This is a genomic window from Lactococcus lactis, assembly GCF_029023865.1.
GTDB lineage: Bacteria > Bacillota > Bacilli > Lactobacillales > Streptococcaceae > Lactococcus > Lactococcus lactis.
In genome coordinates this window covers 322,210-335,810 of sequence record NZ_CP118969.1, presented here as the reverse complement: position 1 = coordinate 335,810, position 13,601 = coordinate 322,210, and the positions used below count along the sequence as shown (strand labels likewise).

Genomic DNA, 13,601 nt, shown 5'->3' with positions numbered 1-13,601 from the left:
AGGAAAGGTGATAGAATTCTCAATCACTTATAAATAAAAAGCCTCTCCTATCAGAGAGAACTTTTTTTAATTTTTACGAAAAGCCTCATTTGAATAATACAAATCAGTAATTCCCGTTACAATACTTTGGTTTGCTTTTGTTCCACTTGAAGCATTACTTTCAGTATTATCTGGAAGTACAACCGCAATAGCAATTTCTGGGTTGTCAGAAGGAGCAAAGGCCACTGCATTATTAGCTGTTACAATAACTTGACTACCATCTGCCAATACTTTTGTACTTTCGGAAGTCCCTGTTTTACCAGAGATAGAAACCTTTGATGAATCCATTGAACGACCAGTAGTCAATCCACCAGCCCCATGAACAACAGCATACATCCCCTGATGAAGAACATCCATATTATCGGGAGTGATATTTACCTTATCCATGATTTTAGGAGTAATATTTTTGATAAGCGTGCCAGGTTGTCCGTCAGTTCCACCTTCATAAATTCCTTGGACAATGTGTGGTGACAAACGAGTTCCGTTATTTCCTAAAGTTGCCGCATAAACCGCCAACTGAAGCGGCGTATAATTATCATACTGACCAAATGATTCATACAATACATTGACCCCAGAAGCCGCTTCAGATTTAGCTGAAGGGAGATATCCCGTTGATTCTCCAGGTATATCAAAACCAGTTGATGCCCCTAAACCATAAGAAGCAAAAGCCTTACGAAACTGCTCATAAACTTTTACTCGGTTGGTATCATCCAAAAATTGATTAGCTGCCGTATAAGGAGCACCTAACATTCTCATTGCCAATTGCATCATGTAAGTATTTGATGAATATTGCAAAGCTTCAACAGCTGTTAAAGCCATTGGTGAAGCGTCTCCCCACCAGTCATTGATAGGATTAGAATCTTTAAATTGAATAGACTGTGCCGTTAAAGTGTCATTCCCAGAAATTACACCAGCATTCCAAGCAGCAGTCAATGTTCCCATTTTGACAACAGACCCCGGTGTGAAGACGCTTTGGAAAGTTCCTAAAGTATTTTCCGTAATTGCTCCTGTATTAGGATCCCGTTGATAGCCAGATAAAGCTAAGACTGCCCCTGTTTTAACATTTAACACAACAGCATAAGCCCCTCTATTATACTGACCGTAGCCTTGGGCAATCAGTTGGTCTAATTGTGTTTTAACAATATTATTAACCCCATTTTGGAAATCTAAGTTAATAGTTAATTTTAAATCATCCCCACGTTTTCCTTTTTGGATTGTTTTTGTTCCAGAAACATCACCATTTTTGTCAAATTTAACCTTACTGATATTATGTGTTCCTTGAAGTTCACTTTCGTATCCCTTTTCAAGAAGCCCAGTTCCCACACGGTCATTACGTTGATAACCTTTTTTAAGATAGGCATCCAAATCCTCTGCTGGAATTCCTGATTTTTGTGAAGTAATAGTTCCCATAAGTGGTGTCAAAGAATTTTGAGCATATGAACGGTCCCAAGAAGTTCCAATTGTAATTCCTGGTAAATCGCCTTCTTGTTCGGCAATTGTCGCTTGTTGCTCTGCTGTAATACTTCCAGTAGCAATTTTAGTAGTGTTAAAAGTAGTGGTACTATTCATTTCTTTGAATAATTTTGCGGCAAAAGTTTGTTCTGCTGTAAAGTTCAAGTCACTATCTTTAACTTTACTTAATTCGACATCATAAATTTGTGAACCAGTTAAATCATTACCATGTTTATCTTTCTTTTCCTTTTCAGATAAACTATTAGCTATTTTTTCTAGATTTTTAGAATTAGCCAAGAAATAGTCTTTTTTATCACGCGTTGTCAAATCAGCAACATCAATGTTATTAGATAAAATAGTTGCTAAGTTATTGGCTACCTGATACATTTCATCAGCAGTAGCATTTTGACTTCTTGTAAATTCAACAGCCTGTACCGCAACTGTAGATGCCAAAGCTTTTCCTGTTGCATCATAAATATTTCCGCGAGGCGCACCTTCAATAATTTGAACATCTCCGCCTGCACTAATTGATTTTTCGGCATAGAAATGTGAATTCAATACCTGCATATTGAAGAGCTTTCCAATTAAAATCATAAACAAAACAAAGATAACAAAAAATAAGAGGTTCACTCGTTTTGGAATTAATTTAGTTGGATCTTTTAAAATTTTTACTTCTTTATGTGATTTTTTAGACTTATCGGATTGCTTGCGCTTATCATTTTTTCTTTTATTATCTGACATTTCGACTCCAAGAATGAGTTTTATAAATAGTTTTTACATTCAAAATTTGTACTTAAACATTTTACCACATTTATGAAAACTTTTCCTTACAATTTTGATTCCTATCAATTTAATCAAATAAAAAAAGAAAACTCAAATACGTTTTCTTTTTTGTCATCTAAAATTTTAGTTTCTTATTAAATAATCAAAAGCACCTAGAGAAGCGGTCGCCCCAGTCCCCATTGAAATAATAATTTGCTTATAAACACTATCCGTACAATCTCCCGCTGCAAAAACACCAGGAAGATTTGTCGCTCCAACTTTATCAGTCAAAATTTCTCCACGTGCGGATAAGTCAATTGTTCCCTCCAACCACTGAGTATTCGGAACTAAACCAATTAAAACAAAGACACCAGCGAGTTCCAAATGAACAGTTTCTTTAGAGCCGCGAACTTGATAATTCAAACCTCTAACCTTGTCATCTCCTAAAATCTCTTTTGTTTCTACATTGGTGAGGACAGTAACATTATTTAGGGTCGCAAGTTTTTCTTGTAAAATTTTGTCTGCTTTAAGTTCAGGTAAAAATTCAAGAACAGTAACATGTCTAACCAAACCAGCTAAATCAATAGCTGCTTCGATTCCTGAATTTCCGCCACCGATAACCGCTACATCTTTTCCTGCAAACAAAGGACCATCACAATGTGGACAGTAAGCGACTCCTTTGGTTTTAAATTCTTGCTCTCCTGGAATTCCCAAATCTCGCCAACGAGCGCCCGTTGAAATAATGACTGACTTACTTTTTAGAAGTGCCCCATTTTCAAGACTCACCTCAATCAAATCTTTTTTCTTTAGCTTAACTGCTTTTTGCAAGTTCATCAAATCGACAGGATATTTTTTCACATGTTCTTCAAGCTGACGACCAAGTTGAACCCCTTCAACATAAGGCGTTCCAATGAGGTTTTCAATTCCTAAAGTTTCTAGTGGTTGACCGCCAAAGCGTTCAGCGATTAAACCTGTCCGAATCCCTTTACGTGCAGCATAAATAGCTGCACTTGCACCAGCAGGGCCTCCACCAACAACTAAAACATCATAAGGGTCTTTATCAAAAAAAGCTTCCGAACTCTCTGGACCAGTAATTTTTTCTAGTAATTCTTCAAGACTAGCTCGTCCATTATGAAATTCTTCACCATTTTTGAAAACAGTTGGAACCGCCATAATTCCTTTTGCTTCCACTTCTTCTTGAAACATTCCCCCCTCAATCATTGTGTGACTAATATTGGGGTTGAGAATACTCATTGTGTTTAATGCTTGGACAACATCTGGACAGTTATGACAAGTTAAACTCACATAAGTTTCAAAGTGAAGTGGATTTTGAATCGCTTGAATTCGCTCAACTAATTCTTGTTCAATCCGTGGAGGGCGTCCACTTACTTGGACAAGCGCCAAGACCAATGAATTCAACTCATGACCTAATGGTAGCCCTGAAAAAAGGACTCCAGAAACACCTTCTCTTTCAATAGAGAAAGCTGTTTTTCGATTGAGTTTTGCTGTTTCTTTTGAAATCATTTCGGACAAACTTGCAAGTTCATCTGTAAATTCTACTATTTTTTTTCCATTTTCGCTCTCTAAATCTGCATCAACTTTTAAAATAATTGGATTTTCCAACAAATCCATATAAGGCATCAACTGAGCACGAAGAGTTTCATCTAAAATCATATTAAACCTTTCTGTCATTAAGTTTCTAAAGACAAATAAAGTGAGCCAAGACTCACTTTTTTTATTCTATATTTTACCTACAAGGTCAATACCAACGTGAAGACTTGCTCCGTCCTCTTTCCACTTAGCGGGACAAACTTCCCCTGGATGATTACGCACATATTGAGCAGCTTTAATCTTATCGACCAATTGACTTGCATCACGTCCAATACCATCAGCCGTAATTTCAAGCGCTTGAATCACACCGTCTGGGTCAATAATAAATGTTCCACGTTGAGCCAATCCTGCTTCTTCATCAAGAACATCAAAAGCACGTGAAATTTTTTGTGAAGGGTCTGCAAGCATTGGATAAGTAATTTTTGAAATAGCATCACTATGTTCATGCCAAGCAGCATGGACAAAATGGGTGTCAGTTGAAGCTGAGTAAACTTCTACACCAAGTGATTTCAAGGTTGGATAAGTTTCTTCTAAATCTTCTAACTCTGTCGGACAAACAAATGAAAAGTCTGCTGGATAGAAACAAAGCACAGACCATTTTCCATAAAAGTCTTTATCGGAAACTTTAATAAATTTCCCACCAAGATAAGCATCTGTTGAAAATTCTTCTATTTTTTTACCTACTAATGACATAAGATTCTCCTTTTTCTTCTTTAAAGCTTTACTATTAAATTATCTCAAGAATAAAATGAAGAATCAATTAATTTGTTCAAAAACTTACAAACTATTGCATTGATTACAAAAAAATACTCTAAGTCCTAAATAGATGAGTATCTATTATAACTTAGAGTATTTTCATTCAAATATTATGCTTTTTTAGGAGCCAAGTAGTATTCGTTTTGAACGTTCAAGTTGTCATCAAATTCGAAAACAAGTGGTGGGAAGTTAGGGATTTCAACATCCATAATTTCGTCATCAGAAAGTTTTTTGATTTGTTTAACGAGTGCACGGATTGAGTTACCGTGAGCACCAACGAAGACATTTTTTCCTTCTTTCAAAGCTGGAGCGATTTGGTCTTCCCAGAATGGAAGAGCACGTTCCAAAGTAACTTTGAGGTTTTCAGCATCAGGAATCAATGAATCTTCAAGACCAGCGTAACGACGGTCTCCGTGAGCTGTATATTTATCATCATGATCCATTGCTGGTGGCAATACATCATATGAACGACGCCAGATGTGAACTTGTTCATCACCATGTTTTGCAGCAGCGTCAGCTTTGTTCAAACCTGTCAAACCACCGTAGTGACGTTCGTTCAAGCGCCATGATTTAACAACTGGTACCCAAAGTTGATCTGAATATTCAAGAGCAAGGTTAGTTGTTTTGATAGCACGTTTCAATACTGAAGTGTAAGCAATATCAAATTCGATTCCAGCTTCTTTAATCAATTTACCAGCTTCAATCGCTTGTTTAGTTCCGTTTTCAGAAAGGTCAACGTCAGCCCAACCTGTGAAAAGGTTAGCAAGATTCCATTCAGATTCACCGTGACGTGCAAATACTAATTTTGGCATTTTGTGTATTCTCCGTTTATTTTTACTTGAACGAAATTTAGTTCGTTCATTTACAAAGTTAATTTTACTACATTTTTCCTTTTTTTTCTAGCTTTTATTTTCTGTAAGCCCTTTTATTTACTGACAGAAGCTTTGGCTAACCTAAAAACCATTTCTTCATTTCCATTTTTTAAAAATTACTCATGTAGTTCTATTGGTAAGTCATCTGGATCATAGAAAAAAAGCATTTTTCTGTCAGTAATTTCGTCCTGACGAATTTCCTCCACTTTGACTCCTTGACTTATTAAATAATTTCTATCTTCTTCAATATTTGTCGTTTTAATAGCTAAGTGGCGATAGCCTTTTGCTTCTGGATAAGTTAAGCGTTTAGGGGCATCAGATTTGATAAATAATTCAATTTCTGTTTCTTCATTCATCTTTAAATCAAGCTTGATATCTCCTTTTTCTGGACTATGATTTTCTCGAATGATTGAAAATCCTAAAATATCAACGTAGAACTGACGAGATTTTTCATAATCTGCGGCAATGATAGCGATGTGATGAATTTTATTGAAAGCTGGTTGGTACATCTTGCGGCTCCTCTTCTAAGTTCTCTTATTCTAAAATTTGAACTTCTTCACCCATACTTTTTAAAGTTTGGACATGACCTTCACCCCACGAGCAAAGAATATCTAATAAACCATTTAAAGTTTCACCATAAGGGCTCAGAGAATATTCAACCTTCGGTGGAACTTGATTATAAACCTTACGGACGATAATATTATCAATTTCTAATTCTCTTAATTGCTGAGTCAGCATTTTTTGACTGATTCCTGGAATTTGACGTCTCAATTCTCCTGGACGACTTGGATTATGTCTTAAATTACACAAAATAATTGGTTTCCATTTTCCACCAATAACATCCATTGTCGCTTCGACACCAATATTATAAATTTTTTTCAAAATTAATTTCCTTTCTAATCCCTTATTTTATCCAATTATTACTTTTTAGTATGTATGACACAAAAAAGTAGGTACTGTTCAAGAGGTTTTATTTATTATATACTAATTTTCTGCCAAAATAAAATATATGAGGAGCAAAAAATGAAACTTAATAATCAGATTGAAATTCCGGAACTTGGTTTGGGAGTTTTTCAAATTCCAAATGACGAAACCGCTGATGTTGTCAAAAACGCAATTGTTAACGGATATCGTTTAATTGATACAGCTAAAATTTATGAAAATGAAGAAGGAACTGGTCAAGGAATTAAAGAAGGTTTGGCTATGACAGGACTTTCTCGTGATGATCTTTTCATCACTTCAAAACTTTGGGGAGATAATCATTCTTATGAAGAAACAATTCAAAACTTTGAAGAAAGTTTGAAAAAATTGGACTTAGATTATCTAGATTTATATCTTATCCACTGGCCAGGTACACATTATGCTTACAAAGAAGCTTGGAAAGCAATGGAAGATTTATATAAAGCAGGCAAAATAAAAGCGATTGGTGTCAGTAACTTTCAAAAATCACATTTAGAAGAACTTCTTAGCTATGCTAAAATCACTCCCGTTTTAAATCAAATTGAACTCCATCCAAAATTATCACAAGAAGAACTTCGTAATTTCTTAGAACTTCATGATATCAAGGTTCAAGCTTGGTCACCTTTGATGCAAGGTCAATTATTAGACAATGAAGTCCTCAAAAAAATTGCTGATAAACATGGAAAATCTGTGGCTCAAATTATTCTTCGTTGGGATATTCAACAAGATATTTTAGTAAATGTAAAATCTATTAAAAGTGAACGAATGATAGCTAATCGTCAAATTTTTGATTTTTCACTTGACTCTGAAGATATGAAAGCTATCAATTCACTCAATGAAGAACTTCGTGTCGGTCCAGATCCAGAACATTTTAATTTTTAAGAAAGAAGCATAATGAAAAAAATATCTCCCAGTCTCACTCTTCTAGCTCTAGCAATTAATGCTTTTGCTATCGGCTCAACCGAATTTATCAGTGTTGGTTTAATGCCAATGATTGTCAACACCTTTAATATTAGTTTATCTCAAGCGGGTTTAACCGTTTCTCTTTATGCTTTAGGGGTAACGGTTGGTGCTCCCTTATTAACTATTCTTACAGGAACTTGGAATCGAAAAACTTTGATGGTTTCGATTATGGGTCTCTTTATTCTTGGTAATTTACTGTCAGCTTTCGCTCCAACTTTCCTTTTACTTTTAGTAGGACGGGTTCTTGCCTCACTTGCTCATGGTATTTTCATGTCAATTTCCACAGTCATTGCTGCTGATGTTGTTCGACCTGAGAAAAGGGCCTCAGCAATCGCCCTCATGTTTACAGGACTAACCGTTGCTACTGTCATTGGTGTTCCTTTAGGGACTTTCATTGGTCAGCACTCTAACTGGCATATGTCATTTGTTTTCATTGTTGTTATTGGCTTAATTGGACTGATTGCTACTAGTATTCTTGTTCCAAAAGGGCTTCCAATTCCCGGAAAAATTAATTTAAGTGGGCTTGCTAGAATTTTTACTAATAAATCAATTTTAATGTCTCTTTTTATCACCGCTTTTGGTTATGGAGGAACTTTCGCGGCTTATACTTATCTTACACCAATCCTTGAAGGAACTTTTAGATTTTCAGCAAGTACAGTAGTGATTATTCTGGTTGCTTATGGTGTGATGGTTGCCATTGGTAATTCACTAGGTGGACATCTAGCAAATAAAAATATCCTACCTGCCCTTCAAAAAATGTTTGCGGCTTTAGCTTTGAGTTTACTTTTTCTTTTTATCAGTGCAAGTTTAGCTTCGCAAGCTTTGGGATTGATTGCAACTTTACTTTTGGGCTTGTTTGCCTTTATGAATGTCCCTGGTTTACAACTATACGTTGTTCAATTGGCAGAGAAATTTACGCCAAAAGATATTACTCTAGTTTCAGCTTTTAACATTGCAGCTTTCAATGTCGGAATTACTTTAGGCTCATTTGTTGGAGGACAAATTTCTAAAGGCTCAAGTGTTGTCTTTACTCCACTTGGGGGAATCATTATCATTCTCCTTGCAATGTTCCTCATTCGTTTGGCTCAAAAAGACCAAGCAAGTAAATTATAATAAGTTATAAAAATACTCTCTGAAAATTATTCAGAGAGTATTTATTTTAGCTATTGTTTAAAATTCATAGTTTTCAAAGTAAACTTCAAGACTACGTTTATAAGAAGTCGCCGCATTTGATAATAAATGTCCACGATGCTTGACTAAAATCAAACTATTTCCATTGTCTCCCTCCATAGGGACAACTGTTACATTATGGACGCTCTCTTTATCAATAAAACCAAGACCTGTTGCGTAGGCATCTGTCCGTTCTAAAATTCCATTTAAACTTGCACGGTCAGTGACGTTATAAATCAAGGTATTTTCAAAAGTCTCAACCAAATCTTCAGAATAGTAAAGAAACTGTTCATTTTCTTGTGTAAATCGCACACGATCTAGCGGTTTTAAATCATCATCTGAAATTGTTTCACGTTGAGCTAAGGGATGGCCTTTGCGAATATAGATATGCGTTTGCGATAAGAAAATTTCTTCGTAATCTAATTCAAGTTTATTGAGCATTCTTAAAATCCCTGAGCGATTTTGTTTATTGAGATAAACCACTCCAAGTTCACTGTGCCCTTGCGCCACTTCTTGCAAAATATTATAAGTGGTTGACTCAAAAATTCTAAAATTTTTGATTTCAGGATTTTTCTTTGCAAATTCCACTGCAACTGGTGCTAGAAAATCATAGTGTTGACTGGCAACTGAGAAAGTCTTATCAGACTCTTTTGGCTTAGAATATTTTGATTCAAAAGTTTCAAAATTACGTAAAACAGTCTGTGCTTGTTCATAAAAACGTTCGCCTTCAATAGTTAAAGTCGCACCTGTATTTGTTCTCTCAAAGATTTGAAAACCTAGTTCTTGCTCCAAGTCTTTAACCGCAATCGACATTGAGGGTTGACTAACAAAGAGTTGCTCTGAAGCCTCACGAAAAGTTCCACTATTAGCAATGGCGACGACGTACCGTAATTGTTTAATATTCATGTCATAAAGTCCTTAATTTTTTACAAAAAAAGTGTATAAGTTGATTATACACTTTTTCTTTTTATTTTGTAGCTTTAATGATAGCGTCAGTGTAGAGTGACAGCTCTTCTTTAGCCGCTGTTGGTCCGCCAAAGAAGTAAACTTTGTCGTAGTCCATCGTAATCACATGTCCTTCTTTAACTGCTTTGAGGTTTTGCCAAGCTGGATTATTTTTTAATGCAGCATATTGTTCTTTATCTTTATCTGCAAAGTCAATAAAGATATAGTCTGCATCAAATTCTCCTAAGCTTTCAGTATTTACTTCAGCATAACCTACGCCTTTTGAGAGTTCGGCCATTTTGCTTGATTCTTTAAAGCCTAAACCAGTCGTCAAAGCTTGTCCGCCACGAGCAAAATTGTCACCGAAGGCATAAACCTTATCTCCTTGGAGTTCAAGAAGTGAAATTGTGTTTTTAGCTGGTTTAACATCAACCTTTGCCAATTTTTCTTTTTGCTTATCGGCTTCTTTTTTAAAGTTTTTAAGGAAACTTGCTTTTTCATCTTCGCGATTAAGGAGTTTAGCGAAGTAATCCAATGATTTATTCATTCCTGAGAGGTCCTTATAATTGACAAGAACAGTAGGGGCTACTTTTTGATAGTCTGCTACTTGGTCTTTATCAACTGTAATAATCAAATCAGGATTTTGAGCAATCAATTTTTCCATATTGAATTTTGGCGCTCCTAAATCAACCATATTCTTCTTTTGGTCTTTTGATAAGAAGGTATTTGGAAAGGCCCATGAATCTGTTCCAACAACATTTGCACCTAATGAAGCGACTTCATCTGGATAATTTTGAACAGCAATACGTTTAGGATTTTTAGGAACTTTGACGACCCCATTTAAAGCGTGAAAGGTCACTTTATCATCGCTTGATGTCGCTTTTTTTGATGATGAATTTGATGAACAGGCAGCTAAAGTAAGTAAAGCTCCTGCAGCGATTAGGGTTGTGAGTACTTTTTTCAAAAGATTCTCCTCTATTTTTAGGCTATTTTTTAAAAATAAGCCGATATTTTTTTATAAGAAATTTACTAAAAGTAAATTAATTTCTTAAACTTTTTGAATAAGATAAATATAGTATGGAGCGCCAATAAAGGCAACTACAAAACCTAAAGGTAAACTTGATGGTGCAATGATTGTTTGTGAAATAATATCAGCAAAAGATAAAATAATCATACCAGAAAGTGCGGTTGCAATTAAACTTTTTCGTGATTTAAAACCAGCGATTTCACGAGCAATATGAGGGGCAATTAAACCAACAAATGCTAATCCTCCAACCAATAAAACACCTACAGCTGCAAAAAGGAGCGCTAACAAGTAAAGATAGATTTTCGTTTTTTGAACTTCTAATCCTAAAGTAGTTGCCATTTCTTCGCCTAGTGAGAGGATTTCAAGTTTTCTTAAGAAAAATGGCAAAATAATCAAGCCAATTACTAATAAGAGAATACAAATGAACAAATAAGTGCTTCCCGTTTGCCAGATATCTCCTGACAGCCAAACTGCAACTTTCTGAAAGTCAAAGGCATTGACTGAAAGCTGACCAATTGTGATTAATGCTTGGAAAAAAGCGGTAATTGCAATTCCTGTCAGTAAAACTCTGACAGAAGAAACTTGCTTTCTTAAGGCAAAAAAGTAAATTAAGACAAATGAAAGAAGGGCACCTATTAAAGCAAAAATAGTATAGGAAAAATTCCAAAGCCCTGTCAGCTTAAAATGGTCAGCAATCAGTAAAAAAGCAACACTTCCTGCCGAAGCACCAGAGGTTATCCCAATTGTTCCGCTATCAGCTAAAGGATTTTCTGTAATATTTTGGATAATAAAGCCTGATAAGGAAAGAGCAATTCCAGCTGACAGGATTGTTATTAAACGAGGAAGACGAAAATTAGGAATTAGGATTGATAGAATTTGAGGATTTGTTGAAAATTGCGTCAAATCAACCACTATCAAAACCAAAAGCAGGACAAAAAGTAAAGTGAATTTTCTTTTCATGTTATTTTGCCTCCTTTGTAATAACCCAAAGAAAGAAGGGAGCACCTAGAAGCATGGTTAGACTTCCTGCTGGAAATTCGTAAGGTTTAAATAAATTTCTGGCTATCAAATCAGCTAAAACAAGCAATAACATTCCTGTCAGTACTGACAGAATTACATTTTGCCAAAAATTAGCTCTGACAAGCTTCTTGGCAATATGTGGAGCGATCAAACCGACAAAGCTGACCACCCCAACTGAGGCAACAGTTACACCAGAAGCCAGCGCAACTAAAAACATAATGACTAAACGAACAAAATTGACAGAAATCCCAAAAGATTGAGCAAGCTCATCACCAAAATTCAATAAATAAATTTGTTTTGAAAATAAAAGCAAGAGGATAAGAAAAATAAGACTTACTACTGCCATCAAAAGAACTTTAGTATTAGTTATCCCTGAAAAAGAACCCACAATCCAGCGAAAATAGGCCTGTGTATCGTGGCTGGCAAAAGTCAAGGAGCTGGCCAAACTAGTTGCAAAAAGTCCAACTGATGTTCCAACTAGTACAACTTTTAATGGCTGAAAATGCGTTCTCGCAGTCAAAAGCATGACGACTGCTAAAGCAATAAATGCTCCTAGTGATGAAACTAGAACTGAAATCCCATCATTTGTTGACCAACCCAAAGTTAAAATGAGTGATAAAGCCAAGCTCGAACCGCCAGAAATCCCTAAAGTTGCCATTTCGGCAATTGGGTTTCTAGTCATAATTTGAACAATAAATCCACTGACGGATAAGAGAAATCCTGTGAGATATAGACTTATTAATCTTGGAAATCTTAATTGTAAGACCATTTTATTTACTAAAATTTCTGTCAGAGGAACATTTTTATTCCCAAGCATCAGGTATATTACTGACAAAAAAAGTAAAGAAAAAACTAGGGCAAAAAAGATTGTCAGAAAATGTTTTTTAGGCATCTTTCACCCCAGTAATCATTAATTTTTTGGTAAAGGTATCACATCCTAAAGTGACATCTAATCCAAAGCATTCTTTCAACGTTTTTTGAGTAAATAACTCATCAACAGTTCCTTCTTCAACCACTTCTCCGTCTTTTACAAGGACTAGATTGTCAGCAAAACGAGCGGCATGGTTTAAATCGTGAATGACGTAAACAATGGTTTTATTTCTCTTTGTCGCCAAATCTTTTAATAAACATAAAATATCTAACTGATGAGCTAAATCTAGATAAGTCGTTGGTTCATCTAATAAAATAATCTCACTATCTTGAGCTAAAATCATCGTGATAAAAACTCTTTGTTTTTGTCCACCAGAAAGTTCTGATATCTTACTTTCTCGAATGTCCCAAATCTTTGTTTCTCTCATCAATTCTTCTATGAACAAAATATCTTCTTTTGAGAGACGTTGTTGCATTAATTTTTGATGTGGGAAACGTCCTAAACTGACAAGTTCATAGACTGTAATATCAGCTGGGGCAGTAATTGATTGAGGCAAGAGAGCTAAAATTCTAGCAATTTCACGATTAGAATGTTGACTTAAAGGTTGATTATCAAAGATAACCTGTCCATCCGATTTAATTAAACGTCCAAGTGCCTTTAAAATCGTTGATTTCCCAGAACCATTGACTCCAATAATAGCTGTCGTTTTTCCTTTTTCAATCGACAGCGTTACGTTTTTCAATACCTGCTCTTTTCCATAAGACACATTGATATTTTTCGCACCAAAATACATCGTTTTCTTTCCTTTTCACAACGGTTGGTTGATAGTTAAAAAGCTCATCAACGGTTGTCCCTAGGGTTTCCGCAAGTTTGAAAGCAAGCGTTAACTCTGGGTCGTATTTGTCATTTTCAATCGCATTAATCGTCTGACGCGAGACGTGAGCGATATGTGCAACATCCTCTTGTGAAAGATGAGATAATCGGCGCAATTCACGTATTTTATTTTCCATGTTTTTCCCTTCTAATTCTTTTGGAAGTTCTTTTTTAAGATTTAATTCAAATTTTATTATCTTTTGCAAACAATTGGCTTGTCAAAAGTTTTTTACAAGTCCTATTATGCCATTTTCCACCCATTTTTGCAAGATAAGAAAAA

The 13,601-nt window shown here is 35.4% G+C and carries 14 protein-coding genes; 2 read left to right on the top strand and 12 right to left on the bottom strand.

Annotated elements, in window-relative coordinates:
* Positions 1-66: 66 nt before the first annotated feature.
* The 6 genes from PYW37_RS01805 to PYW37_RS01780 all read right to left on the bottom strand — a co-directional run bounded on the left by PYW37_RS01805 (position 67) and on the right by PYW37_RS01780 (position 6,374).
* Positions 67-2,232, bottom strand: a complete 2,166-nt coding sequence (locus PYW37_RS01805) for a penicillin-binding transpeptidase domain-containing protein (RefSeq protein WP_025016566.1) — start codon at positions 2,230-2,232, stop codon at positions 67-69.
* Positions 2,233-2,397: 165 nt separating this feature from the next.
* On the bottom strand, positions 2,398-3,927 hold the full coding sequence (gene ahpF / locus PYW37_RS01800) for an alkyl hydroperoxide reductase subunit F (RefSeq protein ID WP_021722378.1): 1,530 nt from the start codon (positions 3,925-3,927) through the stop codon (positions 2,398-2,400).
* Between the two features lie 66 nt (positions 3,928-3,993).
* Positions 3,994-4,557 carry an alkyl hydroperoxide reductase subunit C gene (ahpC, locus tag PYW37_RS01795; protein ID WP_003131651.1) on the bottom strand — a complete coding sequence of 188 codons (564 nt, stop codon included), beginning with the start codon at positions 4,555-4,557 and terminating at the stop codon, positions 3,994-3,996.
* A 173-nt stretch (positions 4,558-4,730) separates the two neighbouring features.
* A complete protein-coding gene (locus PYW37_RS01790) occupies positions 4,731-5,432 on the bottom strand; it encodes a phosphoglycerate mutase (RefSeq protein WP_003131652.1) in 702 nt (233 codons plus the stop codon).
* Between the two features lie 176 nt (positions 5,433-5,608).
* Positions 5,609-6,001 (bottom strand): SMU1112c/YaeR family gloxylase I-like metalloprotein, encoded by a 393-nt coding sequence (gene gloA2, locus PYW37_RS01785; protein ID WP_025016567.1) that lies wholly within the window; start codon positions 5,999-6,001, stop codon positions 5,609-5,611.
* A gap of 25 nt (positions 6,002-6,026) precedes the next feature.
* Positions 6,027-6,374 carry a winged helix-turn-helix transcriptional regulator gene (locus PYW37_RS01780; protein WP_003131654.1) on the bottom strand — a complete coding sequence of 116 codons (348 nt, stop codon included), beginning with the start codon at positions 6,372-6,374 and terminating at the stop codon, positions 6,027-6,029.
* Between the two features lie 141 nt (positions 6,375-6,515).
* On the opposite strand from PYW37_RS01780, the gene PYW37_RS01775 reads away from it, so the two are divergent.
* Positions 6,516-7,334, top strand: a complete 819-nt coding sequence (locus PYW37_RS01775) for an aldo/keto reductase (protein ID WP_023189942.1) — start codon at positions 6,516-6,518, stop codon at positions 7,332-7,334.
* A 12-nt stretch (positions 7,335-7,346) separates the two neighbouring features.
* A complete protein-coding gene (locus PYW37_RS01770; RefSeq protein ID WP_010905287.1) occupies positions 7,347-8,528 on the top strand; it encodes an MFS transporter in 1,182 nt (393 codons plus the stop codon).
* 57 nt (positions 8,529-8,585) lie between these two features.
* On the opposite strand, the gene PYW37_RS01765 is transcribed toward PYW37_RS01770, so the two are convergent.
* From PYW37_RS01765 to PYW37_RS01740, 6 genes are all read right to left on the bottom strand, one after another.
* A complete protein-coding gene (locus tag PYW37_RS01765; RefSeq protein ID WP_012897186.1) occupies positions 8,586-9,491 on the bottom strand; it encodes a LysR family transcriptional regulator in 906 nt (301 codons plus the stop codon).
* Between the two features lie 61 nt (positions 9,492-9,552).
* The gene (locus PYW37_RS01760; protein ID WP_023189944.1) at positions 9,553-10,494 is read right to left on the bottom strand and encodes an iron-hydroxamate ABC transporter substrate-binding protein; all 942 of its coding nucleotides are present in this window, start codon (positions 10,492-10,494) and stop codon (positions 9,553-9,555) included.
* 84 nt (positions 10,495-10,578) lie between these two features.
* A complete protein-coding gene (locus PYW37_RS01755) occupies positions 10,579-11,517 on the bottom strand; it encodes a FecCD family ABC transporter permease (protein WP_023189945.1) in 939 nt (312 codons plus the stop codon).
* Between the two features lies 1 nt (position 11,518).
* Complete coding sequence (locus PYW37_RS01750) at positions 11,519-12,469, bottom strand: iron ABC transporter permease (protein WP_010905286.1); 951 nt, start codon at positions 12,467-12,469, stop codon at positions 11,519-11,521.
* On the bottom strand, positions 12,462-13,241 hold the full coding sequence (locus PYW37_RS01745; RefSeq protein ID WP_014570376.1) for an ABC transporter ATP-binding protein: 780 nt from the start codon (positions 13,239-13,241) through the stop codon (positions 12,462-12,464). The genes PYW37_RS01750 and PYW37_RS01745 overlap by 8 nt, the downstream gene beginning before the upstream one ends.
* On the bottom strand, positions 13,165-13,458 hold the full coding sequence (locus PYW37_RS01740; protein ID WP_010905285.1) for a helix-turn-helix transcriptional regulator: 294 nt from the start codon (positions 13,456-13,458) through the stop codon (positions 13,165-13,167). The genes PYW37_RS01745 and PYW37_RS01740 overlap by 77 nt, the downstream gene beginning before the upstream one ends.
* Positions 13,459-13,601 lie beyond the last annotated feature (143 nt).